Raw genomic sequence first — 24,790 nt, forward strand, 5'->3', positions numbered from 1 at the left:
GTTAGCCGTCCCTGCCCGGCACGCTCTCGCGCAGTTCCGCAAGCCAGATGTCCGCTACGGCGTCGCTCGGGGCACGCCAGTCGCCGCGCGGACTGAGCGCGCCACCGCCCGACACCTTGGGACCATTAGGCATGGCACTGCGCTTGAACTGGCTAAACTGAAAGAAACGCCAAAGAAATTTTTCCAGCCATTTGCGGATTTCCGCCAGATCGTAGGCCCGTTTCGACCCTTCCGGAAAACCTGCCGGCCAAACGCCTTCGCCGGCGTCGCGCCACGCATGCCAGGCAAGGAAGGCGACCTTGCCCGGTTTCTGGCCGTAGCGCAGGATATGATGGAGGAAGAAGTCGTTGAGCGAATAAGGGCCGATTGTGTCTTCGGTGCTCTGGATCGTGCCATCCTCACCCGCCGGGATCAATTCTGGGCTGATTTCCGTGTCCAGCACCCGGTAGAGCGCCTGGTGCACATCCTCATCGAATTGCTCGGTCTGCGCCGCCCAGCGCATGAGGTACTGGATGAGCGTCTTGGGCACCCCGGAATTGACCCCGTAATGGCTCATCTGGTCGCCCACGCCATAAGTGCACCAGCCCAGCGCCAGTTCGCTCAAGTCCCCGGTGCCGACGACGAAGCCGTTATGCTGCCCTGCCAGCCGGAACAGATAGTCGGTCCTGAGCCCCGCCTGCACGTTCTCGAAAGTGGTGTCGTAGACAGGCTCGCCATCGGCGAAGGGATGGCCGATGTCCTCCAGCATGCGACGCGCGGCGGGCTGTATATCGATTTCCTCGGCGACAATGCCGGTCGCTTTCATCAGGGCCCAGGCATTGCCCTTGGTCCCCTGCGACGTGCCAAAGCCGGGCATCGTGTAGCCGCGGATGGTCGAACGAGGCAGTCCCAACCGATCGCACGCCTTGGACGCGATCAGCAGCGCATGGGTAGAATCGAGCCCTCCCGAAATTCCGATGACGAGGCTTTCGGGCTTCGTTGCCTCGATCCGCCGCATCAATGCATCGACCTGAATGCCGAAGGCCTCGAAACAATCCTCGTCCAGCGCCCATTGCCGGTTGGGAACGAAGGGATAGCGACGGATCGGCCGTTCGAGCCCATGGTTGCCAGCCTCATATTCGTGTTCGAAACGGACCGTGCGATAGAAATCCTCCGGCCGCCCTTCGTGCTCGGCGGCGTCCGAGAAGGTCTGGTTGCGCATCCGGTCCAACAGGATTCGCTGCGTGTCGATATCGACCACGCACAGCTCGGGATCCAGATCGAAGCGCTGGCTCTCTTCCATCAGCTCGCCCAGTTCGTAGATCACGCCCTGTCCGTCCCAGGCGAGGTCGGTGGTGCTCTCGCCATGGCCCGCGGCGGAATAGGCGTAGGCACACATCGATCGGCTGGAGCTGGCGCGGCAATGCAGCTTTCGATCGTCCGCGCGCCCGATGGTAATCGGCGAGGCCGAGAGGTTGAGCAGGATAGTTGCGCCCGCCAGCGCGGCCAGCGTGCCCGGTGGGTTCGGCGCCCAGAAATCCTCGCAAATCTCGATCCCGAAGGTGAAACCGGGAAGGTTCGATGCGGCGAAGATAACGTCGGTTCCGAAGGGCACATCCTGCCCCGCCACCTCGATCGTCAGGCCGACACAGCCGCGCCCGTGCTGAAACCAGCGCTTCTCGTAAAATTCGCGATAATTGGGCAGGTAGCTTTTTGGAATGACGCCCAGGATGCGACCCCGCGCGATGGCGAGCGCGCAATTGTACACTTTCCCATTGCGGGCCAGCGGCGCGCCGACGACCAGCACGGGGGTCAGCTCACGCGAGGCTTCGACGATCTCCCCGATGCCACGCTCCACCGCTTCCAGCATCGCAAACTGCAGATGAAGGTCGTCGATCGCGTAAGACGACACGCACAGTTCGGGATAAAGCAGCAGGTCCACCTGCCGTTCACTGGCGACCCGTGCCTGTTCGATGATGCCGCGCGTGTTCGCGTCGACATCCGCGGTGCGCACCGTGGGCGTACAGGTCCCTACGCGTACGAAGCCATGATTGTGCAGGTCGTAGAACGGATGGCTGCGATCTTCACTCATGCGCGCAAGGCGTCCCTCATCATTTCCAGCGCCGTTTCGAGCGCCGCGATCCGTACGCCGTCCCGTCCGACGGCACCGTAATGGCATTCGCGGTGAAGCGGCTCGCCACCATCGCGAACGCATGCGAAATGCACAAGGCCCTCCTCGTCGTCATCTCCCCCCGGCCCGGCGAAACCCGTGACCGAAAGGGCGACTCCGGCATCGGCGCGGTTCAGCGCGCCCTTCGCCATGGCCAGCGCCACCGGGCGACTGACCGCGCCGCAATCATCCACCATTTCGCGCTCGATACCGAGCAGATCGCATTTCGCGCCGTCCGAATAAACGACGAAACCGCGCTCGAACATGTGCGAACGCCCCTGAACGTCGGTCAGCAGCGCGGCGAGCAGACCGCCGGTACAGCTTTCGGCAACGGAGATCGGCGCATCCCGCTCCTTTGCCAAATCCAGCACTTCGCGTGCAAGCCGATCGAGCCGCTCGGGAAGGAGAGGGTCGAGCGTCTCCGCCATCAGGCGGCCAGCAGGTCCTGCGCAGGCGGGCAGGTTTCGAGATATTCGATGAGACCCCGTTCGGCACGGGACAGCCATTTGGTCGCGCGCGGCAGGCGCAATCCCCGCCGCCATTCCGCCTGCCGGTCGAGCAGCGCGAACATGGCGGGATGAATGTAGCTCTTGCGGGTCACGGCAGGCGTGTTGCCCAGCTTCTCCGCAACCTTCTCCGTGAGAGCTTTGATCGTGAGATTGTCCTTCGTCGTCGCGATCATCTCGAACGCCAGGACGCTCGCATGCCAGGTGCGGAAATTCTTCGCGGTGAAGTGATCGCCCATCGTTTCGCACAGATAGTCGTTCACATGGCTGGAAGTGACGTCGCAGATTCCGCCCTCGCCATCCTCGAACGTGAAAAGGTCCTGCCCATGCAGATCCTGCATCTCACGCACGATCCTTGCGAGGTCCGCATCGTCCAGCGTGATCTCTCGCTGCTTGCCGGACTTCGCCTTGTAGCTGAAATCCAGTTTCTGGCCTTTGACCTTCACATGATGGCTCTTGATCGTCGTCGCCCCGTAGCTGCCATTGCGCTTCGAGTAACCGTCATTCCCGATGCGCACCGCGCCCAGATCGAGCAACCGGACCACACCCGCCAGCGCGCGTTCGCGCGTGACGTGGGTGCCTGCCAGATCCTCCTCGACCCGCTTGCGGATCAGCGGCAGCAGGCTGGCGAAGGTGATGCAACCGTCAAACTTCTCGCTTTCGCGCGCTTCCCGGAAAACTGGGTGGTAGCGATATTGCTTGCGCCCCTTCGCATCGTATCCGGTTGCCAGAATATGCCCGTTTTCCGCCGGGCAGTACCATGCGTCGGTATAGGCAGGCGGTAGCGCGATAGCGTTGAGCCGCGTACGTTCGGCGCGGTCGGTGATCAGTTCGCCTTCGGGATCGTAATAGCTCCACCCCTTGCCTGACCGCTTGCGCGTGATGCCGGGCAGTTGATCGTCGACGTATATCAGTCCGGAGGGATGCGACACCATGCGGGCTCAATTCGCGCCCGCCCGGTCTGGTTCCCCGCATCGCCCCTTCACATCCCGCGTCTGCACGCTATAGGGGCGCGCACCTGCTGGGGTGTAGCCAAGTGGTAAGGCACCGGTTTTTGGTACCGGCATTCGCAGGTTCGATCCCTGCCACCCCAGCCATTCTCCCGCCCTCACGTTTACTTAGATCGCTCGCCACAGCGGGACGCGTTTCCCCTACGGCATACATGGTCTTTCGTCATGAGAGACGCGGATTCTCGAGCTCTCCAGCAGCAGTTGTCGGCATCTGTTTCGCTCACGGCGACCTCCAAGCCAAGCGACGAAACCGTCCGGTAAGCTGTGAGTAACCAACGCGCTTAACTACGGTTTAGGGGCTAACCCGTATCCGGGCCTCGACGGTAGGAAAATCCCACAGTCCTGATTTCTATACGCGGAGGTTTCTGCATGCTCTCGTGGTTCCGGGAAAACGCGCCCATTCGGCGCAAGTTCGATGTCATCACATTCGTGTTCGCGGCGATCGTCGCGGTCCCGGTGTTTACCACTGTAACGGCGGTTTCGTCTTCCGGTGCGGAAGGGTGGCTGCTCTTCCCCGCGTTCGGGGCGCTGGTCGCTGCGGTCGCGGCGGGCCTGATTTTCAAGAAGAACGTCTGCGATCCTTATGTGGGGACCGTGGTGCGGATGGAAGGCCTCGCCGCCGGCGACCTTTCCTCCCCCATCGAGTACACGACCTACACCGACTGTGTCGGCCGGATGACACGCGCGATGGACGTGTTTCGCAAGAATGGCGAAACGGTGCGCGACACTGCCGCGGCGCAGGAGCGGATTGTGGCGGAACTGGGCGAAGGCCTTTCGAAGCTCGCGGTAAGCGATCTTACGCATCGGATCGATGAGCCCTTCCCCTCCGAATACGAGAAGTTGCGTAACGACTTCAACCGCGCCTCCGAAGCTCTCTCCGACGTCGTAGGAGCGGTTATCGAGGCTGCGAACGGGATCAACAACGGGGCCAGCGATATCCGCCAGGCGTCGGACGACCTGTCGCAGCGCACCGAACAGCAGGCGGCGAGCCTCGAAGAGACTGCCGCCGCCATGGACGAGATCACGGGCACCGTTCGCGAGACGGCCGAGGGGGCGAACCGGGCGAACGCCATCGTCGGCGAAACCCGCAACGACGCGCAGCAATCGGGCGAAATCGTGCGCCGGGCGGTCGAATCCATGAACGGGATCGAACGCTCTTCGGGCGAAATCAGCGAAATCATCAGCGTCATCGACGGGATCGCATTCCAGACCAACCTTCTGGCCCTCAACGCGGGGGTCGAAGCGGCCCGCGCGGGCGATGCAGGCAAAGGGTTTGCGGTCGTCGCATCCGAAGTGCGCGCCCTTGCCCAGCGTTCGGCCGAAGCGGCGAAGGACGTGAAGGCGAAGATCACGGCCTCCTCCGATCAGGTCGAACTGGGCGTCGGTCTGGTGAGTGAGACGGGTCAGGCGCTCGAACGCATCATCACCCGGATCGCAGAGGTCGCCGATCTGGTGGAAACGATCGCCGCATCGGCCAAGCAGCAGTCGACCGGTCTTCAGCAGGTAAATACCGCTGTAAGCGAAATGGACGGCGTAACGCAGCAGAATGCCGCGATGGTGGAAGAAGCGACCGCCGCAGCGCGCAGCCTGGCCGAGGAAGCGACGACCCTTAACCAGCAGGTTTCGCAATTCCGTCTGCTCAATAGCGGCACGGCCCCGCGTTCCACCGGCAATCCGGTTCACCGGCTCCAGGCCCAAGCGGCGAACATCAATCGCGCGCCCCCGGCGCCCCAGGCACGGCGCGTAGCGAACGGTGGAACCACCAGCTTCGGCGACGACGACTGGTCCGAGTTCTGAGCCGCGCACGCGTACCAGTCAGTTCAGGGGGAGTTGAAGCGTGACGATAGCGTTATCCCGTAACGTCAATGGCTCCGAAGCGGTCAGGATTGCGACCGCATTGGGAGAACATGTCGACCGATCCGAGCCCCTGCTGATGGACGGTGGAGAGGTTGATCAGATCGGGATGGCAGGCCTGCAGGTACTGCTTGCAGCCAAGACGACGGCTGCCAGCGTCGGCCTGCCATTCCGGCTCGACAATCCGAGCAAGCCGCTGTCGGAGATGACGGCCCTTGCCGGCCTCGACGACCTTCTGACCTCCTGACCGCCGGAGTCCCGCTCGTGGATATGAACGAAATCGAGGCCATCTTCTTCCAGGAATGTGAAGAAGGACTGGCCGGGATGGAAGCCTGCTTCGCCGAACTGCAAGGCGCGGATCAGGACCCCGAAACGATCAATACGATCTTCCGCCACGTGCATTCGATCAAGGGCGGTGCCGGTGCGTTCGGGCTGGAGCAGTTGCAGCATTACGCGCACCATTACGAATCGCTCCTCGACCTCGTGAGGTCAGGCAAGATCGCGCTCGACCGCGATCTGATGGACCTGATGCTTGGCGCCTTCGACATGCTGGCGGATCACGTTAACGCTGCGCGCGAACATGGCGAACCGCCCGCTGACGATAGCATGATAGAGCGGCTCGACGCGCGCTGCCAGGCGACCGCAACCGGTGCCGCCGAGGCACCGGCGAGCGCCAAGGATGCGCCGACCGCTACACCGGAACAGGCGCAGGCGGAGGACGACGGCTTCGATGATCTGATGGCGATGCTCCGCCCGACGCCCTCCGTGGCGGAACCCGCGAACGAGACTGAGACCTGCACCACCACGGAACAGGAAGCGGACGACTGGGTGCTCAATTATTGCCCAGCCCCGAACGCTCTGGCCAACGGAGCCGAGCCGCTGCTCATCCTACGCGAGCTTGCGGCGCTCGGCGCTCGCGACATCCGCTGCGATCATAGTGCGCTTCCGGCGCTCGGCGCGTTCGACCCGGAAACAGCCTATCTGCGCTGGACGCTGCGCATCCCCGCCAGCGTGGCGGAGGACGATATACGCATTCCCTTCGAATTCAGCGAGCCGGAGAGCCTGACCCTAGCCCGCGCTTCCGCCGAAACAGAGCAGGAGGACGCTGATCCTGCGGATGCCGCGCCCGAAGCGGCACCCGTGGTCCAACCCGCTCCCGTAGCCGAAGCGAAGCCGGAAAAGGCGAGCGCGCCCGCCACACCCGCGGCACGGCCTAGCCCATCTGCCGCACCCGCCCCCTCGGCCACGATCCGGGTCGATCTCGCCAAGCTGGACCGGCTCGTGAACCTAGTCGGAGAACTGGTCATAACCCAGTCGATGCTGTCGCAGCGCCTCCTCGACGACGGGGCCGGACACGCCGACGAACTGGCCGATCTCGAGCTTCTGACGCGCGAATTGCAGGAATCGACCATGGCGATCCGCGCGCAACCGATGAAGACGGTCTACAGCCGGATACCGCGCCTGATCCGCGACCTCGAAGCCGAAACGGGCAAGCGCGTACGCCTCGAACTCGAAGGCGAGATGACGGAAGTCGACAAGACGGTCATCGAGCGGATCGGCGAGCCGCTGACCCACCTCATCCGCAATGCGGTCGACCACGGTCTCGAGGGGCCGGAAGGTCGCGTCGCCGCCGGAAAGCCGGAGGAAGGTCTCATCCGGCTTTCTGCTACCCATCAGTCGGGCCGGATCGTGATCGCGGTGAGCGACGACGGTAAAGGGATCGATCGCGAGAAGGTGCGTGCCCGCGCCATCCAGCAGGGTATCGTACATGCGGACGCGGTCCTGAACGATGAAGAGATCGACGCGCTCATCTTCGCGCCGGGTTTCTCCACCGCGGAGGCGGTCTCGAACATTTCGGGCCGCGGCGTGGGTATGGATGTCGTGCGCAAGAACATCCAGGCGCTGGGCGGGCGGATCACCATCACCTCGCGCCCCGGACATGGATCGATCTTCTCCTTCAGCCTGCCGCTGACCCTGGCTGTGCTGGACGGCATGGTGGTGACGGTTGGCGATCAGACGATGGTCGTTCCGCTGTCCCACGTAATCGAAAACATCCGCCCCACCCCCGAAGCGGTCAAACCCTATGGCGCAAGCGGCCATCTCCTCAACGTGCGCGGAACCTACGTACCGATCCTGTCGGTCGCCTCCGCGCTGGCGATCGACGAGCGCGAGCGCGATCCGCGCGACGGGGTGCTGATCGTGGTCGACGGCGATCACGGGCAGGTCGCCCTGATGGTGGACTCCATCGACGATCAGCGACAGGTCGTGGTGAAGAGCCTGGAGGCCAATTTCCAGCCGGTCGCCGGTATCGCCGGGGCCACCATCCTGGGAGATGGCAAGGTCGCGTTGATCGTGGACGCGCATGAGTTGCTTTCCCGTCACCGCGGGGCAGCCGCTCCCGCAGTGCTGGCCGACGCGGCATGAAGGCGGCGACAGCCTCTCGTCCGCGCGAGCGCGAGTTCGGTTTCGGCGAGGCCGACCACCGGGCGATCGCGGAGCTTGCCTATCGCGAGGTCGGCATCCTGCTGCCCGCGTCGAAGGCACAGATGGTCTATGGCAGGCTGGCACCGCGCGTGCGCGCTTGCGGTCTGTCGAGTGTGGCGGACTATATCGGTCTGATCGATAGCGACGCCGCCGAACGGGGTCGCGCGATCGACGCGCTGACGACCAACCACACGTTCTTCTTCCGAGAAAACCACCATTTCGACGACTTCAACCGCCTCGTCTGGCCCGACCTCAAGGCGCGGCTCGCGTCGGGCGGGCGTGTTCGGCTGTGGTCGGCGGCATGTTCCAGCGGGGAAGAGCCCTACAGCTGGCTGATGTCGATGCTCGGCAGCGACCGTAGCGGCGGAAAGCGTTTGCTGAGCGGCGATTTCCGGATGCTCTCGACCGACGTTTCGCCATCGATGCTGGCGACAGCGAAGGCCGGAATCTATCCCGCAAACGTGGTGGAAACCGTCCCCGGCCCGCTCGCGAAGACCTGGCTGAGCAAATCCGGCGACGGCTTCGAAGTCGATCCCGCCCTGCGCGCTGCAGCGGTGTTCAACGTCCTCAACCTGCTGGGCGACTGGCCGATCCGCACAACCTTCGACGCCATTTTCTGCCGCAACGTGATGATCTATTTCGATGGCCCGACGAAGGCCCGGCTACAGGCGCGACTGGCCGATGCCCTGAAGGTTGGCGGTCTGCTTTGCATCGGTCACTCCGAGCGCCTCGACGGCGAGATCGCCCGGCGTTTCGAGATCGTCGGTCGGACGTCCTGGCGGAAGGTCGCGTGATGCCGACGCGCGTTCTCATCGTCGACGATTCGCCCACCATGCTGGCGCTGTTGCGCCGCGAACTGGACGAGGCCCCCGATATCGACGTGGTGGGGGTGGCAAACAGCGCCTATGACGCCCGCGACAAGATCAAGGCGCTCAATCCGGACGTCATCACTCTCGATATCGAGATGGAGGGCATGTCCGGGCTGGAGTTCCTCCGGCGGGTCATGCAGCTCCGCCCCATGCCGGTGGTCATGGTGTCCTCGCTCACCAGCGAGGGGGCGAACGCTTCGCTGACCGCGCTCGAACTCGGTGCTTTCGCCTGCCACGACAAGAACAATCTCGGTGCCCGCAAGGTCGAGCACGCGCCTTCGCTGGTCGAGCTGGTCCGGTCCGCCGCGCTGCGAGCCCGGCTCACCTGTTCGCCCTCCACCACCAGGGCGGAGCGGCCCGCGCGCGATTACAGCCCCCGCCACGACAGCGTGATCGCCATCGGAGTATCGACCGGCGGCGTCGAAACGCTGATCGAGTTGCTTGGCGGGTTCCCTGCGGACTGCCCGCCGACCGTGATCGTCCAGCACATGCCGCCAAGCTTCACCACGAGCTTCGCGGCACGACTGGACCGCAAATGTCCGCCAAAGGTCGCGGAAGCGCGCGCCGGAGCGAAACTGGTACGCGGCCAAGTCTACATTGCGCCCGGCGGCGACAGGCATCTGGAAATCGCGGGCGAGCCGGGCCAGCTCTACTGTCGGCTGACCGCGGGCGAACGAGTTAACGGGCATCGCCCCTCCGCCGATCGCCTGTTCCAATCGGTAGCGCGGGTTGCGGGCGACACTGCCCTTGGTATAATCCTCACCGGCATGGGCTGCGACGGCGCGGCGGGGCTAAAGGGCATGCGCGATCGCGGCGCGATGACTTTGGGTCAGGATGAGGCGACGAGCATCGTCTACGGCATGCCGGCGGCTGCGCTCAACTGCGGGGCGGTGACCGAACAGCTTCCCCTGCGCCGGATCGGCCAGCGCGCGCTTGAATGGTGCCGCGCATGACCCGCTTCCCCAATCGCGATGGCCTGCGCCGGATCACGGTCGCACAGGGAGAGGGCCAGGTTTGCGGCGCCACCGATGTTGTGTTGACCACCGTGCTCGGCAGCTGCGTCGCGGCCTGCTTCTACGACCCCTTCGCGCGGATCGGGGGGCTCAATCATTATCTGCTGGCCGAGGGTTCGGAGGAAAATCCGGGCGCGCTGCGGCGCTACGGCGTCCACGCGATGGAAGTGCTGATCAACGAGATGCTGGCCGAAGGCGCAATGCGGCACCGGCTGAAGGCGCGGATCTTCGGCGGTGCCCGGATGCATGCCGCCTTCAAGGATATCGGCTCCGCCAACATCGCCTTCGCGCGCTCCTTCCTTGCGGAAGAGAGGATCCCGCTCGTCGGGGAAGACGTCGGCGGCACTTCGGCGCGCCGGGTCGAATTTCGCCCGGGCCTTGGCCTGGCACGTTCGCGAACGATCGCGGGTGCCGCGCCGCCACCGCCGCCGCCAGCTCCGACACCCGCCGTAGATACCGGCGGGGACGTGGAATTCTTTTGAGATCATCGAATGACAAGGACCGAGCCGTGACCAAGACGATTTTCACCGTGGACGATTCGCCCAGTATGCGAATGCTGTTGCGCAGCGCGCTTACCGACATGGGCTACGACGTGGTCGAAGCGGAAGACGGCGTGTGCGCGCTGGACAAGTTCGATTTCTACGGTGCCGAATTCAAGCCTGACCTGCTGATCACCGATCTCAACATGCCGCGGCTCGACGGGTTCGCGCTGATCGAACAGGTTCGTGCGGCGGGACGCAGCGATCTGCCGATTCTGGTGCTGACCACCGAAAGTTCGGACGAGAAGAAGCAGCGCGCGCGGGCCGCCGGCGCGACCGGCTGGATCGTCAAACCCTTCCATCCGGAAAAGCTCGCGGCGGCCATCCGCCGGGTTCTCCACTGATCATTCGCATAACGCAGGAAGCCGACCATGAACCGCCAACTCATCACCTTCCAAATCAACGGCCAGACGCTGGGTATGGATATCATGGCCATCCGCGAGATTCGCGCGTGGTCGCCAGCGACGCCCCTGCCCAATGTCGATTCCCACGTTCGCGGGGTGGTAAACCTGCGCGGTGTGGTGCTGCCCGTGCTCGACCTCAGGGAGCGGCTCGGCTGGGGCCGTACCGAACCGAGCGAGCGCCATGTCATCATCGTCATGTCGATCAACGAGCAATTGCACGGCATCATGGCGGACGCGGTCAACGATATCGTGTCCGTCTCGCAGGACGACCTCCAGCCCCCGCCCGAAGTCGACGATCCGCAGTCCCCGAGCCTGCTCGAAGCCCTCGCGACCGTCGACGACCGGGTGATCTCGGTTCTCGCACTGGAGCGGCTGAGTTTACCCAAGGCGCTGTCAGAAGCCGCCTGATCTCTTCCATACTTGCCTAAAGGTTGCAGTTAGCCATGTCCGACACGAAGGTTCTGGTCGTCGACGATTCCCGCATGATGCGCACGATGATATCGCTCGCGCTGGAGGAACTCCCGAACATCTCTGTCGTCGGGGAAGCCGACAGCGCCGACGACGCGCGCGAGCAGGCGGCTTCGCTTCGTCCGGACGTAATCACCCTCGATGTGGAGATGCCGGGCATGTCGGGAATCGAATATCTGGAAGAGATCATGAGCACGCGGCCGATGCCCGTCATCATGTTCTCCACCCGCACCTCGAAAGGCGCCGCCGATACGGTCGAGGCGCTTCGGCTGGGCGCGGTCGGGTGCTTCCCCAAGCCGGTCGGCTCGCGCGACGTGATGCAGGAAACCATCGCCGAGGTCGGCGAATGCATCAAGCGGGCACTGTCCGTCCGGCTGTCCAAGCTATCGAAGCAGGATGATGGGCCGGCACCGGCCCGCCCGCCTCTTGAGTGGAACGGTCGCCCGCTCGCGGTCGGAGCTGACTCGACCTCGATCAGCGAGCTTTTCTCGCTCTTTTCCGGCTTCGGAGACGACTGCCCGCCCACCGCCGTCGTCTTGCAGAACGTCGATCAGGACGTGCTGGAAGGCGTGGTGGCGAAGCTGGACGGCCAGCTCGGCGCGAAGGTCGTTATTGCGGAAGACGGCATGGCGATGGAGAGTGGCACGATCTACTTCGCGCCGCGTACCGAGCATCACCTCGTTGTCGGCGGCTGGCCGGAAGGGCGCCTGCAATTGCTCGCGCGCGATCCGGTGGCCGGACAGCGACCTGCCATCTCGCTGCTGTTCGCTTCCACCGCGAAGGCGGCAGGCGATGGCGCAGTCGGCCTCGTGGTAACCAGCCTGGGCGAAGACGCGGCGCGGGGCGCAGGTGTGCTAAGCGACGCGCGATCGCACGTCATCGCAGTCGACGAGAATGGCGAATATAACCTGTCTCGCGGTCACGCATCCCAGCCGGTCGCACGCGAAAGCCTCGCCTCCGAACTTCTCAAGCTGATCAGCAAATGACCCGGGCCAGCGCAATCGTACAGGACGAGCCTGCGTTTCAGGGGCCGGCGCTGACCGCCGCCCTGGCCGAGGAACTCAGGCTTGCCGCGCGCCATCTCAACGATCTGGCATACGAACTCGCGATGGATCCCGAGGTCGTGCGCAAGCACATGGAACCGCTGCAGAAGATCGACCTGGTAACGCAAATCCAGCTCTCGGTCGCTAGCGTGCTGGAAAGCGACCTCCAGGCTGGCGACAGCCTGGAGGTCGGGCTGGAGGACATGGCTCAGCGGCTACGCGCCGCCTGCCAGCGCGACGATCAATAGCGCGCGGAAAGCGAAAGGATCGCCTGGCGCCCCTGCGCGGGAACCGCGAAGTGCGGATTGCGCAGCTTCACGACGTAGCGCTCGTCGCCGACATTCTTGACGTTGAGCTGCAGCTTGATCCGATCGGTCATCGCGAAGGATGCAAAGGCGTCGAACCGCCAATAGCCTTCCGCCCGCACCAGCTGCGTCGTATCGGCGAAGCGACTTGACTGATGATAGACGCCGCCACCGAATTCGAACCGCGGCGTGACCGCGAGCGAAGCGTTGAGCGACAGGTTGTTGCGGGGCGAGTTGGGTAGCTCGCTGTCGATATAGCTGTAGCCGCCGAACACGGACAGTGGTCCGGCGCGGCCGGTCGCCCCCAGTTCGAATCCGCGAATACGTGCGGAATCGATGATCTCGGTCACATTGCCCAGCCCGTCGGTCTGAATGATATTGTTGCGATCGACCTGGAACACCGCTCCCGATAGCTGCATGGAGCCGCCGAACAGATCGGCCTTCGCGCCGATCTCGTAGTTCTCGGTTTCCTGCGGCGCGTAGGTATCGTTCTGAATGGGGATGTTCCCCGATCCCGCGCCCACGTCGGTCCCCGGCGGGTTCTTGGCATTCGCGTAGGATGCGTAGATACTCGCCCACGGCGCAGGCTTGAATATCACGCCTGCCTGCCAGCTGACGAAATCGGTCTTAACCGACCCGCTATAGGGTCCGCCGCGCCCGCTGCCCGCACCACCCGCGCGGTAATCGGTGTAGCGCACGCCCGCGTTGACGATGATCTGCGGCATCAGCGTGATCGACTCGAACGCATAGACGCTGATATCTTCTGCATCGGCGGTCGAAGGCGAAGTGGAAGGGGTGATCGCACCGGACCATGGGTCGGCCGGGTTCGGGTTCTGGAGGTCGGTGCAATTGTAGCTGGCGAGCCCCGAAGGATCGAGGCACCCCGTTCCCGGGCCGTTGAAACGATAGTTGCCGGTATCGACGCTGTAGTTGCGGTTGAACGTATCGGCCCAGCTGTATTCCACCCCGGTCGAAAGGCTGTGTTCGATCCCGCCGGTGGCGAACTGGCCCGAAACATTGGCCGTCGCGGTCATCGATTCGGTCAGCGCATTGCGGCTTTTGATGTTCCGCCAGACGTACCCGTTCGCAACGTTGCCAGCGCTGTCGTCGGGGTTGGTGACGATATAGTCGTTGCGCGAGTTGGAGTAGCGCAGCAGGGCACTGGCGTTCCAGTTTGTGCTCAGCGCGGTGTCGAACTGGAACGTGGTCGCATCGACGCGCGTCTTCTGGAAGTCGCGTACGAGCAAGCCATAGAAATTGTCGTAATCGACATCCGACGGGCGACGCACCCCGCCGGGTAACTGACCGCGCGAGGTCAGCGGGATCCCGTAATCGGGGATGCCGTCGCTTTCAAAATGGTAGTGCGTCAGGCTCGCGATGGTGTCCGTCCCCACCCCGAACGCGATCGACGGCGACACGCCCCATCGTTCATCGTGAACCGCATCGCGCCCAGCCACGTCGCTCTGATGATACAAGGCGGCGACCCGCACGGCCAGACGATCGCCGATCTGCTGATTTACATCTGCAGTCGCGCGATAGAGGTCCGCCGTTCCGATCGACGCGGTTCCGGCGACCAGGGAGCCTTCGCGCGCGATTTTGCTGACGAGGTTGATCCCGCCCGCCGCTGCGCCGCGGCCGCCGAACGCGCCGCTCGGGCCCTTGAAGACCTCGATTTGCTCCACCGCGAAGGTGTCGCGGGTCTGGGTCCCGATGTCGCGCGCGCCGTCGACGAAGATGTCCCCGGTAGCATCGATCCCGCGGATCAGGGGTATGTCAGCGCTTGCGGTGCCGCCCTCGCCCGCACCCAAAGTGATGCCGGGCACGGTCCGGAGCGCATCCTCCAGCGAGTAGGACGCGGTCTGCTCGATCGTCTTTTCCGACACGATATTGATGGTGCGCGGAGTATCGAGCACCTTCGCCGTAGCCTCATCGATGTCCAACCCGTCCAGGCGCGCACCGTTGACGACGATCGTATCGGGAGGAGCCGCCGCCTCTTCGGCCTGGGCCGGGGCGCTGGCGATGAAGCCGATGCATCCGATTGCGAGAAATGGCGCGGTGCCGCGAGCCACGTTGTGGCGAGAGGAAGCATTCACGATTTTTGGCCCCTGTTTTCGTTGTCCCTGGCAGCGCCTCTAGGATCGCAAAAACTTGGAGTCAACGCTAATGCGAGTTATTCTCAATATCATCCTACGCGCTATGCGTAGGTCAGGCGTCGGCCCAGCGACGCATCAGATTGTGGTAAAGATTGGTGAGTTCCAACACGACGGGATCGTGCGGTCCGCGCTCGTCGGTCAGCGCCCGGACACTGCGATCTAGCCGGTACAGTTGTTCTCGTTCGCCATCGTCGCGGACCATGCTTTGCAGCCAGAAAAAACAGGCGGTCCGCGTCCCCTCGGTCACCGGGGTGACGCGGTGGAGGCTGGAGGCGGGGTAAAGGACCATGTCCCCGGCGCGTAGTTTCACCCGGTGCTCGCCGAACAGATCCTCGACCACCAGTTCGCCGCCTTCGTAGGCACCGGGTTCTTCGAGGAAGAGCGTCGCCGAGAGGTCACTGCGAATGCGGAACTCGCTGCCGGCGAGTTGGCGGATCGAATTGTCGACATGCGCGCCGAAATTTTCGCCACCCGCGTAGCGGTTGAACAGGGGCGGGAAGACCTTCAACGGCAGCGCGGCGGCGACGAATTCGGGGGCCTTGCCGAGCGCGTCGAGGACCATGCGCCCGGCCTCGGCCGCCTCCTTGCAGCCTTGGCGCAATTGCCGGTTCCGCTTGGCGGTGCGCGATTGGTGTCCCGATGTCTCGTTCCCGTCCACCCAGGGTCCGGTGTCGATCGTGCGGCGGACCGCGTTCAGCGAACCCTTGTCGAGCACATTCTCGATCCGCAGCATCATGTCGGTCGGTCCCCTTCACACGCGAGCAGTGAAGTGCGCGCGCTGAGCCCCTTGCGAATGATTGTCAATAGCGCCCCAGCCTCGTCAGGAGGCGGATCGCCGATGCGGACCGAGCTCTATTCGGTCGTGTCCGCTTCGGGTTGCGGATGATTGGGGACCAGGATCAGCTCCCCGTTCTCCACCCGCCAGCCTGCCAGGCGACTGAGCAAATTCATGCCGATCACGTTGGTATTGCCTAGATTGGGCGCGATCACCGCGTCGAGCCCGCGCGCCGCCACATTGCCGAAGCGCAGTTCGTCGATCGTCGTGGTGCCCACGCGGACCGTGCCATTGGCGGTGGTCATCATCACCGGCATTCGGTCGCGGCGCGGTTCGATGCCCGCCCGCTCCGCCGTGCGCGCGGAAATGGCGGTCAGCGTCGCGCCGGTATCGACCAGAAAATTGGCCTGCTCGCCATTCACGCGCGCCTTAAGCCAGTAATGCCCGTCGGGTGCCAGCGGAACGCGCGTTTCCTTCCCCTCCACGCGCTGTTCCGGCAGACCGAGGTCCGACATCGCGACGTCGAAGCGCGGGTCCATCCGCGCGACCTGCACCACCACCAGCGCCAGCACACCGACCAGCACGACTGTCGAGGCCGTGCCGACAAGGCGGCCCAGCGGTATGCGCCGCCGCGCCATCATCGCTCCGACCCAGCCCAGCACCATGGCCGCCAGTGCCGCCATCAGCAGCTCGCTCTGCGGAATGTCGGCGACGTAGCTCAGCAGCGCGTCGAAGAGGGTCTTGGGGTCCACGCGTTCGATATAGGCGCTATCGGCTAGCAATTCCATGAACGGTGCAAGCCGCGTGGCACCCGCCCTCAGGGTGCGTTGCGCGGCACGGTCGCTTCGGCCAGCACGACGCTGAAGCGGTCCTTGCCGTCGAGCCAGCGACCGACCGGCGTCCAGCCTCCCGCCAGCAGCAGGGCGTTGGAGCTGCGACGGCTGAACTTGTGGCTGTTCTCGGTATGGATCGTCTCGCCCTTCGCCATCGTGAAGCTGCGCCCCGCGACCTCGAACGCAATGTCCTCGTCGGCCACCAGATGCATTTCGACCCGGGCGAAATCGTCGTTCCACCGCGCCTCGTGGTGCAGCTTCTCGACCGGGATGGTCCCGCCCAACTCGCGATTGATCCGCCGCGCCATGTTGAGATTGAAGCTGGCGGTGACGCCCGCCGCATCGTCGTATGCGGCTTCCAGCAGTTTGCGTTTCTTGATCAGGTCCATCCCGATCAGCAGCATCGACCCCTCGCCTAGCGTCGCGCGCATGGTGCGCAGCAGGTCCACCGCCGTGCGCGGCACCATGTTGCCGATGGTCGAGCCGGGGAAGAAACCCAGCTTGGGCATGTCGGCCACTTCGGCCGGCAGCTCGACCCGGCGCATGAAGTCGGCCTCCACCGGATAGATCGGAAGGTCGGGGAACTTGCGGCCCAGATCCTCTGCCGCGGCGCGCAGGAAATCGCCTGCGATGTCGAGCGGGACGTATGCCGCCGGGTCGATCGCCTCGAGCAGCAGCGGCGTTTTGACCGACGACCCGCTACCGAATTCGACCACCGCCCGGCCCGGCCCCACGGCGCTGGCAAATTCCGCACCGCGTGCGCGCAGTATCTCGGTCTCGCAGCGCGTCGGATAATACTCCTCCACCTGCGTGATATCCTCGAACAGTTCGGAGCCTGCATCGTCGTAAAGCCAGCGTGCGGGCGTCGCCTTCTGCGTCTCGCTCAAACCCTCCAGCACGTCCTCGCGAAAGGCGCGGTCCACCCCCTGCTCGTCGCGATCGACGAGTTCCAGCCCCCGGTTTTGCGTCATCAGATATCCTTGGCGAGCCGCAGGCCGGTGAATTGCCAGCGCTGGTGCGGGTAAAAGAAATTGCGATAGGATGAGCGCGAATGTGCGCGCGGCGTGGCGCAGCTCGCGCCCTTCAGCACGAACTGGCCGCTCATGAACTTGCCATTGTATTCGCCCACCGCACCCTCGGCCGGCTGGAAGCGCGGATAGGGCAGATAGGCGCTGCGGGTGAATTGCCAGCAATCGCCGAACAGGTCCGACGAACCCTTGGCGCCCCCGCTCGGATGGACCGGGCCTGCCTCGTCGAGCTGGTTGCCGCCTGCCGGATCATGGCTCGGCGCTTGCTCGGCATGTTGCCCGCGCGCGATCGCCTCCCACTCGAATTCGGTCGGCAGGCGTGCGCCCACCCACTGCGCGAAGGCGTCGGCCTCGTAATAGGAGATATGCGTGACCGGCGCGTGCGGATCGCGCGCCTGCCAGCCCTGAAGCGTGAAGTGCTGGTCGTCGCGCCAATAGAGCGGCGCGGCAACGCCGTTATCCTGAACCCAGCACCAGCCGTCGGACAGCCACAGCGAATGGTCCCGGTAGCCGCCATCGGCGACGAACGCATCCCACTCGGCATTGGTGACGAGCGTGTCGGCCAGCGCGAACGGTTCCAGCAGCACCCGGTGGCGCGGCCCCTCGCAGTCGAAAGCGAAGCCGTTATCGCCATGCCCGATCAACGCAATGCCGCCGGGATGTTCGAGCCAGTCGCGGTCGCGCGCCTCGGCCTTCACGGGGGTGCCGTCCCACATCCCGGGACCGAGCGGGTTCTGGAACAGCGCGTGCTTGATATCGGTCTGGAGCAGTTCCTGATGCTGCTGCTCGTGCGCGATGCCCAGTTCGATCAGCGGGGCGAGGTCTTCGCGATCCAGCAGCGGGCCCATCGCTTCGGTCACGTGATGCCGCCATGCGAGTATCTCGCCCACGGTCGGACGCGACAGCATGCCCCGGCTGTCGCGCGCGATGCGCTCGCCCTCTGTCTCGTAGTAGGAGTTGAACAGGAACGGCCATTTCTCGTCGTGCAATTCGTAGCCATCGAGATGGTCGCGCAGCAGGAAGGTCTCCCAGAACCAGGTGACGTGTGCGAGATGCCATTTGGCGGGGCTCGCATCCTCCATCGACTGGATCGTCGCATCGCTTTCCGAAAGCGGTGCGGCCAGTGCCTCGGTCAGCGCGCGCGTGGCCTGGAAACGCGCGGCGAGCGAGGCGTCTTGCGGACGGGTGCGGAGCTTCGGTTCGGCCATGCGGTCTGATCCCTGTCGCGGCGATCCGTCACCCGGTGACAGACGACCGCCCTTCCCGCTTAAGCGCGGGAGTTGCCTCTTCGTTCCAGAAACGGCGCGCCTTTTCAAGGCGAAGTCCTACAGGATGGAACACATGGAACAGTGTCCTGGGGACGGAAATCGGGGTCGGGAACAGTGTGGTTTCTGACGGGAATGCGCGGGGTGTGCGGGGCACGAAGCATTCCCGCACGTCTCGCATTTTCACGTCGGGTAGGAAACTATGCCCAGCAGCCAAAGACGTCCTACCATGGGCCATAGGCAACACGCACGGGCGCCGTCATCCTAGCCTTTACCGGGATGACGGCCTTCTGAACTAACAGGGCGAGCCCTACCGTGGGCCCGAACCCCTCTAAGCCGCGTCCGCCTGCTGCTCGGTCGCCGCGAGCCGCAGCATGTCCGCGATCGCAAACGCCAGTTCGATCGACTGCGCAGCGTTGAGGCGCGGGTCGCAATGGGTGTGGTAGCGGTCGCCCAGCGCATCGTCGGTGATCGCCACCGCGCCGCCGACGCATTCGGTCACGTCCTGTCCGGTCATTTCCAGATGGATACCGCCCGCATGGGTTCCTTCCGCCCGGTGGACGGCGAAGAAGCCGCACACCTCGGCCATTATGCGGTCGAAGGGCCGCGTCTTGTAGCCGCTTTCCGACTTGACCACGTTGCCGTGCATCGGGTCGCAGCTCCACACCACCGGGTGCCCTTCCCGCTGCACCGCGCGGACCAGCCGGGGCAGCCCCGCCTCCACCTTGTCATGGCCGAAACGGCTGATGAGCGTGATGCGCCCCGCCTCGCGGCCCGGGTTGAGCGTGTCGAGCAGCTTGAGCAGCGCGTCCGGCTCCAGGCTCGGGCCGCATTTCATGCCCAGCGGATTGCCGATGCCGCGTGCGAACTCGATATGCGCGCTGCCTTCGAACCGGGTGCGGTCGCCGATCCACAGCAGATGCGCGGAGCAATCGTACCAGTCGCCGGTCAGCGAATCCCGCCGGGTCATCGCCTGCTCGTAAGGGAGCAGCAGCGCCTCGTGGCTGGTGTAGAAGCTGGTGCCCTGCAATTGCGGCACGGTGGCGGGATCGACCCCGCACGCTTCCATGAAATCGAGCGCTTCGGTGATCCGGTCGGCGGTCTCCGCGAAGCGATCGGCCCACGGGCTGCGGCCCATGAAATCGAGTGTCCACTGGTGGACCTGGCGCAGGTTTGCGTAGCCGCCGCCGGCAAAGGCGCGCAGCAGGTTGAGCGTCGCCGCGGCCTGCGAATAGGCGCGCACCATCCGTTCGGGATCGTTGCGGCGCTGCGCCGGGTCGAACTCGATCCCGTTGACGTTGTCGCCGAAATAGCTCGGCAAAGTCACATCGCCCTGCGTTTCGGTGTCGGAACTGCGCGGCTTCGCGAACTGGCCCGCCATGCGCCCGACCTTCACCACCGGCAGCTTGCCGGCAAAGGTCAGCACGACCGCCATCTGCAGGATCACGCGGAAGGTGTCGCGGATATTGTTCGGGTGGAACTCGGCGAAGCTTTCGGCGCAGTCGCCGCCCTGCAGCAGGAACGCCTCCCCGCGCGCGACATCGGCAAGATCGGCCTTCAGCGCCCGCGCCTCGCCCGCGAACACCAGGGGCGGATAGGCCGCGAGCGTCTCCTCGGCGCGCGTCAGCGCCGCGGGGTCTTCGTAACGGGGCAGGTGGCGCGCCTCGTGCGCTCTCCAGCCTTCGGGTTTCCACTCGCGTGCCATTTCTCGCTCGCCTCCTTCTGCGGGCAGCGCACGCCTTGCCGGGAAACAGGCGCGCGGGGCAAGGCTAATTTGGGTTTAGCCGCCCCAAGTAGCGCCCGCTTCTAGCGGCTCGAGAGTGCCTCCGCCGCCTTCGTGCCGGTCGGCAGCGCGGTCGCCAGCGTCTGCCCTTCCGGGATGAAGGCCGCGCGATAACCTGCCCGGTCGCCCAGATATTTCTGCGCCAGCGCCTGCATCCGCTCCGGCGTGGTCTGCGAATAATCGACCAGCAGGCTGCGGGTCAGCGCGACGCGGCGCGGGTCCGTGCTCGCCCCTGCCAGCTGCCACATCCAGAAGGTGTTGCCGGTGGATGCGCGCATGACCTGCTGGCGAAGCGGTTCGGTCACCCGCTCCAGCTCGTCGGCGGAGGGCGGGTTCTTGGCGAGGTCCTCCGCGATCGATTGCGCGGCGGCAAAGAAGACCGGAACGTCCTGCGGCCGCAACTGCGCGAAGGCCGCGATATTGCCACCGGAGGGGACATCGACCGGCCAGTCGCTGCGCACCACCGGGGCATAGCTCGCCCCCGCCCGTTCGCGCATCTCTTCCAGCAGGCGGTTGTTGAACAGCTGCGTCAGGATTTCGAGCTGGCGCGATTCCCGCAGGTTCTCGATCCCGCCGCCGGTCTGCCACGCGATCAGCGCCGCCGCCTGGTTGGCATCGCCGCGATGATACTCGACCGTCACCGGCTGGGGATCGGGGAAGCCCGGCACCCGCGCCGACGCATCGGCGGGAATCGGCTCTCGCGGCGGCAGCGCGCCGAAGGTGTTCTCCAGCGCCTCGATCGCCTTCGCCTGGTCAAAATCGCCGAAGATCGAGACCTCGATCGGGCCCTGCTTCAACAGCGGCTCCCACACCTTGCGGAAGCCCTCGGGCGTGGTCTGCGCAATCATTTCGGGCGTCTGCGTCTCGTAACGCGCGTCCTTGCCGCTCAGCAGATAATCCAGATCGCGCTGGATCAGTCCGGCCGGGCTGGTCGCGAAGGTATCGTAGGCCAGCCGTGCCGCCGCCTGCGAGCGCAGCACCGGGTTATCGTCCCAGCGCGGCATGCCCAGCTTCGCCGCGAACAGATAGAGCTGGTCGGCCAGGTCCTCCTTCCGCGTCTGCGCGTCGAAGGTGAAATTGGCATCGTCGATCCCGAAATCGAAGCCGAGCTTGCGCCCGGTGGAGAGACGATCGAGGTCCTCCTGACCAAGATCGCCGAGGCCCGAGCCGATCAGCGCGCTCTCGCCCAGGGCGATATAGGGTGCGTCCTTCGCGTCGAAGGCGCGATAGCCCGAACCGAAGCGCACGTTGACCGCAACGCGGCCCGGCTCCGCATCGTTGGACCACAGCAGCGCGGTCACCCCGTTGGAAAGCTCGACCCGGTCGATCCCCAGAACGCCCAGCGGCGTGGTGGAAACGACCGTACCCGGCGTACCGATCGGCGGCAGGTCGGCGAAGGAGATGGTGCGCGCTGCGAGGCGCACGTCGCTCGCCGCATCGACCGGAGCCAGCAACGCGGTGCGCAGGGCCGCGTCGCTCGCCTCTCCGGCGGCAGGCGTCGTATACACGGCGCGCACGACGTCCCCTTCGAACAGGGCGCGAGTGTGCTCCAGGATCGCCTCGGGCGTGATCTTGGCCTGCATGCCCTGGAACACGGACAGCACGGTCTCGGGCGATGCGGTGGTCTCGCGGATATCGACCGCGCTGGCGATATTGTTGGCCAGCGCGCCCCCGGCCTGCACGTCGCGCTCGGCCACCCCGGCCTTGAACGCGACCTCCAGTTCGGACACCTCGCGATCGATTTCCTCCTGCGTCGGTGGCGTCGCGAGCGCATCGGCGATCACGCCGCGCACATCCGTCAGCGCCGCTTGCCAGTCCTCGGTCAGCGGGGCGAAGGAGACGAAGGTTCCGTCGACGCTGCGGCTGACGTCCTGCTGCTGCACCTGGGCATAGAGGAAGCTGCCGCCCGCCCGCGCCTTCGCCTCCAACCGCCGGTTGATGAGTGCCTGCGCGAGCTGATCCATCATCAGCCCTTCGTTGTATTCGATCGTATCGTTCACCTTGCGCCACGGACGCAGGACGGCATAGGTGAAGCTGCGCGGCAGATCGGGCTCGACCTCGACCGCGACCTGACCCACCGGGTTGTCGGCATCGACACCTTTGGGCGCGACCGGATCGCCGAAATCGGGCGCAGGAGTCGCTTTCGCCTTCACCTTCCAGTCGCCGTAATATTTCTCGATCATGGCCGCCAGGACCTTCGGATCGACATCGCCGGCGATCGAAATCACGACGTTTTCAGGCCGGTACCAGCGATCGTGAAAAGCCTTCACGGCCTTGGGAGTCGCCGCCTCCAGCTTGTCCAAGGTCCCGATCGGAAGCCGTTCGGCCAGCCGTTGCCCGGCGAACAGCGTCTTGCGGGATTCGAGGGCGACGCGCATGCCCGGGCCGCCGCCCTCGCGCATTTCGGCGAGCACGATGGGGAGATCGGCGGCCAGAGTCTCGTCGTTGAAGACGGGGCGCGGATCATGCCCGAAAGATAGCGCATGCTGTCGTCGAGCTTGGTCGGCGTAATGTCGGGCAGGTCGAGGCTGAACAGCGTCTGCGTGGGGCTGGTCTGCGCATTGGTGTCGGTGCCGAAGCTCGCACCTAGGCGCTGCCAGGTCGGGATCGCCTCGCCGAAGCCGAGATAGGTGCTCTGGCGGAAGGTCATGTGCTCGATGAGGTGCGCGAAGCCCTGCTCGCTATCCTTTTCGTAAAGCGAGCCGGCGTCGATCCGGATGCGGATGGAGACCTGGCCCGGCGGCACGCCGTTATGCCGCACGGCATAGCGCAGGCCGTTGTCGAGCTTGCCGAACACCCACTCGCGATCGACCGGGATGTCGCTGCCTTCGTACAGCCAGGGCGTCTCGTCGGGGCCCTGGATCGATGTCGGCTCGGGCAACGCAATGGGTTGCGGCGCCAGATCCTGGGGTTGCGGCGCAACATCCTGCGCCGCGGCGGGGGCGGTCAGCAACGCGAAGGAAACAAGGGCGGCGAACGGCCGGGCGGCGCGCGAGAAACGATTCATGCGCGCCCTATAGGCCGTGCAGGGGTGAAGGCACAGTGAATGGCTTGCCCCGCCCCACCCGCGATCCTACATCGTGGCCCATGTTCATAGAGACCGAAACCACGCCCAACCCGGCCACGCTGAAATTCCTCCCCCAGCGCGAGGTGATGCCGTCGGGCACCCGCGAATTCGCCAATCCGGAGGATGCGGAGGCGAGCCCACTCGCCCAGGCGTTGTTCGACACCGGCGAGGTGACCAATGTGCTGTTCGGCGGTGACTTCATCTCGGTTTCGAAGGCCCCCGGCGTCGAATGGACCGACCTGAAACCGCAAGTGGTCGCGATCCTGCTCGACCATTTCGTCAGCCAGGCGCCGCTGTTCGCCGCTGGCAGCGCGGCGGGCATCTCGGTCCCGGCAGAGGATGCAATGGTGGTCGAGGAAGATCCCGCCGATGCCGATATCGTCGCGCAGATCAACGAATTGCTCGATACGCGCGTGCGCCCCGCGGTCGCGGGTGATGGCGGCGACATTTCCTATCGCGGCTTCCGCGACGGTGTGGTCTATCTCGGCATGCAGGGCGCGTGCGCCGGCTGTCCCAGTTCCACCGCCACGCTCAAGCACGGGATCGAAGGGCTGCTGAAGCACTACGTGCCCGAAGTCACCGAAGTGCGCGCCGCCTGACCCTGATCCCTTCGCTCGCAGGAGCCCACAGATGACCGAACAACTCCACGATACCGTCTTGTCCGACGCCGCGCTCGCGCAGCTCTTCACCGAAGCGCGCAGCTATAATGGCTGGCTCGACAAGGAAGTGAGCGAAGACCAGATCAGGCGGATCTACGACCTCCTGAAGATGGGGCCTACTTCTGCGAACCAGCAGCCCGGCCGGTTCATCTGGTGCCACTCGGCCGAGGCGAAGGACCGGCTCGCTGCCCACGCATCGGAAGGCAACAAGGACAAGGTCAAGACCGCACCGTGGTGCGTAATCATCGGTTACGACATCGATTTCCATGAGCAATTGCCGTGGCTGTTCCCCCACACCGACGCCAAAAGCTGGTTCGAAGGCGACGTCGAGGGCCGCATCGCGCACGCGAAGCGCAATTCCGCGTTGCAGGGGGCCTATCTGATGCTGGCGGCACGCGCGCTGGGCCTCGATTGCGGGCCCATGTCAGGCGTCGACCTGGACGCGGTGACGGAGGATTTCTTCGCCGACGAGCCGCAATATCGCGCCGACTGGATCTGCTCCATCGGCTATGGCGACAAGTCGACCATCTTCGATCGCAGTCCGCGCCCCGATTTCGAGCGCTTCAACACCATCGTCTGAACC

At 64.9% G+C, this 24,790-nt stretch carries 23 protein-coding genes and 1 tRNA gene; 13 read left to right on the top strand and 11 right to left on the bottom strand.

The window, feature by feature from the left end:
- Position 1: 1 nt before the first annotated feature.
- Genes F7D01_RS01650 through F7D01_RS01660 form a run of 3 tightly spaced genes read right to left on the bottom strand, consistent with a single transcriptional unit; the run spans position 2 to position 3,590 of the window.
- Positions 2 to 2,071 (bottom strand): NAD(+) synthase, encoded by a 2,070-nt coding sequence (locus tag F7D01_RS01650; RefSeq protein ID WP_215228546.1) that lies wholly within the window; start codon positions 2,069 to 2,071, stop codon positions 2 to 4.
- Positions 2,068 to 2,577: a CinA family protein gene (locus F7D01_RS01655; RefSeq protein ID WP_215228547.1), complete on the bottom strand. Its 510-nt coding sequence runs from the start codon at positions 2,575 to 2,577 to the stop codon at positions 2,068 to 2,070. Before F7D01_RS01655 ends, F7D01_RS01650 begins: the two co-directional genes overlap by 4 nt.
- A complete protein-coding gene (locus F7D01_RS01660) occupies positions 2,577 to 3,590 on the bottom strand; it encodes a DNA topoisomerase IB (protein ID WP_215228548.1) in 1,014 nt (337 codons plus the stop codon). The genes F7D01_RS01655 and F7D01_RS01660 overlap by 1 nt, the downstream gene beginning before the upstream one ends.
- Positions 3,591 to 3,677: 87 nt before the next feature.
- Here F7D01_RS01660 and F7D01_RS01665 point away from each other — a divergent pair.
- From F7D01_RS01665 to F7D01_RS01715, 11 genes are all read left to right on the top strand, one after another.
- Positions 3,678 to 3,752: transfer RNA gene (locus F7D01_RS01665), tRNA-Gln, on the top strand.
- A gap of 282 nt (positions 3,753 to 4,034) precedes the next feature.
- Positions 4,035 to 5,462 (top strand): methyl-accepting chemotaxis protein, encoded by a 1,428-nt coding sequence (locus F7D01_RS01670; RefSeq protein WP_215228549.1) that lies wholly within the window; start codon positions 4,035 to 4,037, stop codon positions 5,460 to 5,462.
- A gap of 40 nt (positions 5,463 to 5,502) precedes the next feature.
- Positions 5,503 to 5,766, top strand: a complete 264-nt coding sequence (locus F7D01_RS01675) for an STAS domain-containing protein (protein ID WP_215228550.1) — start codon at positions 5,503 to 5,505, stop codon at positions 5,764 to 5,766.
- Positions 5,767 to 5,783: 17 nt separating this feature from the next.
- Positions 5,784 to 7,943: a chemotaxis protein CheA gene (locus tag F7D01_RS01680; protein WP_215228551.1), complete on the top strand. Its 2,160-nt coding sequence runs from the start codon at positions 5,784 to 5,786 to the stop codon at positions 7,941 to 7,943.
- Positions 7,940 to 8,797, top strand: coding sequence for a protein-glutamate O-methyltransferase CheR (locus F7D01_RS01685; RefSeq protein WP_215228552.1), 858 nt, complete (start codon positions 7,940 to 7,942; stop codon positions 8,795 to 8,797). The genes F7D01_RS01680 and F7D01_RS01685 overlap by 4 nt, the downstream gene beginning before the upstream one ends.
- Complete coding sequence (locus tag F7D01_RS01690) at positions 8,797 to 9,825, top strand: chemotaxis response regulator protein-glutamate methylesterase (RefSeq protein ID WP_215228553.1); 1,029 nt, start codon at positions 8,797 to 8,799, stop codon at positions 9,823 to 9,825. The genes F7D01_RS01685 and F7D01_RS01690 overlap by 1 nt, the downstream gene beginning before the upstream one ends.
- Positions 9,813 to 10,367, top strand: coding sequence for a chemotaxis protein CheD (locus F7D01_RS01695; protein ID WP_371819703.1), 555 nt, complete (start codon positions 9,813 to 9,815; stop codon positions 10,365 to 10,367). The genes F7D01_RS01690 and F7D01_RS01695 overlap by 13 nt, the downstream gene beginning before the upstream one ends.
- Positions 10,368 to 10,393: 26 nt before the next feature.
- Positions 10,394 to 10,768, top strand: coding sequence for a response regulator (locus tag F7D01_RS01700; RefSeq protein ID WP_215228555.1), 375 nt, complete (start codon positions 10,394 to 10,396; stop codon positions 10,766 to 10,768).
- Positions 10,769 to 10,795: 27 nt separating this feature from the next.
- Positions 10,796 to 11,236, top strand: coding sequence for a chemotaxis protein CheW (locus F7D01_RS01705; protein ID WP_215228556.1), 441 nt, complete (start codon positions 10,796 to 10,798; stop codon positions 11,234 to 11,236).
- Between the two features lie 35 nt (positions 11,237 to 11,271).
- Entirely contained in the window at positions 11,272 to 12,282 is a 1,011-nt protein-coding gene (locus tag F7D01_RS01710) for a response regulator (protein WP_215228557.1), read from the top strand.
- Positions 12,279 to 12,587: a hypothetical protein gene (locus tag F7D01_RS01715; RefSeq protein WP_215228558.1), complete on the top strand. Its 309-nt coding sequence runs from the start codon at positions 12,279 to 12,281 to the stop codon at positions 12,585 to 12,587. The genes F7D01_RS01710 and F7D01_RS01715 overlap by 4 nt, the downstream gene beginning before the upstream one ends.
- On the opposite strand, the gene F7D01_RS01720 is transcribed toward F7D01_RS01715, so the two are convergent.
- The 8 genes from F7D01_RS01720 to F7D01_RS15450 form a co-directional block, all read right to left on the bottom strand.
- Entirely contained in the window at positions 12,581 to 14,737 is a 2,157-nt protein-coding gene (locus F7D01_RS01720) for a TonB-dependent siderophore receptor (RefSeq protein WP_251566980.1), read from the bottom strand. The genes F7D01_RS01715 and F7D01_RS01720 overlap by 7 nt on opposite strands.
- 112 nt (positions 14,738 to 14,849) lie before the next feature.
- Entirely contained in the window at positions 14,850 to 15,533 is a 684-nt protein-coding gene (locus tag F7D01_RS01725) for a Fe2+-dependent dioxygenase (RefSeq protein ID WP_215228559.1), read from the bottom strand.
- 116 nt (positions 15,534 to 15,649) lie between these two features.
- Entirely contained in the window at positions 15,650 to 16,360 is a 711-nt protein-coding gene (locus F7D01_RS01730) for a TIGR02281 family clan AA aspartic protease (RefSeq protein WP_215228560.1), read from the bottom strand.
- A gap of 29 nt (positions 16,361 to 16,389) precedes the next feature.
- Entirely contained in the window at positions 16,390 to 17,376 is a 987-nt protein-coding gene (gene egtD, locus F7D01_RS01735) for an L-histidine N(alpha)-methyltransferase (RefSeq protein ID WP_215228561.1), read from the bottom strand.
- Positions 17,376 to 18,641 carry an ergothioneine biosynthesis protein EgtB gene (gene egtB, locus F7D01_RS01740; protein ID WP_215228562.1) on the bottom strand — a complete coding sequence of 422 codons (1,266 nt, stop codon included), beginning with the start codon at positions 18,639 to 18,641 and terminating at the stop codon, positions 17,376 to 17,378. The genes egtD and egtB overlap by 1 nt, the downstream gene beginning before the upstream one ends.
- Positions 18,642 to 19,029: 388 nt before the next feature.
- The gene (locus F7D01_RS01745) at positions 19,030 to 20,403 is read right to left on the bottom strand and encodes a class II 3-deoxy-7-phosphoheptulonate synthase (RefSeq protein ID WP_215228563.1); all 1,374 of its coding nucleotides are present in this window, start codon (positions 20,401 to 20,403) and stop codon (positions 19,030 to 19,032) included.
- Positions 20,404 to 20,504: 101 nt separating this feature from the next.
- Positions 20,505 to 22,859 carry a M16 family metallopeptidase gene (locus F7D01_RS01750; protein ID WP_371819649.1) on the bottom strand — a complete coding sequence of 785 codons (2,355 nt, stop codon included), beginning with the start codon at positions 22,857 to 22,859 and terminating at the stop codon, positions 20,505 to 20,507.
- Complete coding sequence (locus F7D01_RS15450; protein WP_371819651.1) at positions 22,748 to 23,488, bottom strand: insulinase family protein; 741 nt, start codon at positions 23,486 to 23,488, stop codon at positions 22,748 to 22,750. The genes F7D01_RS01750 and F7D01_RS15450 overlap by 112 nt, the downstream gene beginning before the upstream one ends.
- Before the next feature lie 80 nt (positions 23,489 to 23,568).
- On the opposite strand from F7D01_RS15450, the gene F7D01_RS01755 reads away from it, so the two are divergent.
- On the top strand, positions 23,569 to 24,147 hold the full coding sequence (locus F7D01_RS01755; protein WP_215228564.1) for a NifU family protein: 579 nt from the start codon (positions 23,569 to 23,571) through the stop codon (positions 24,145 to 24,147).
- A 31-nt stretch (positions 24,148 to 24,178) separates the two neighbouring features.
- Positions 24,179 to 24,787, top strand: coding sequence for a malonic semialdehyde reductase (locus tag F7D01_RS01760; protein WP_215228565.1), 609 nt, complete (start codon positions 24,179 to 24,181; stop codon positions 24,785 to 24,787).
- Positions 24,788 to 24,790 lie beyond the last annotated feature (3 nt).

This window comes from Erythrobacter sp. 3-20A1M, assembly GCF_018636735.1.
GTDB lineage: Bacteria > Pseudomonadota > Alphaproteobacteria > Sphingomonadales > Sphingomonadaceae > Alteriqipengyuania.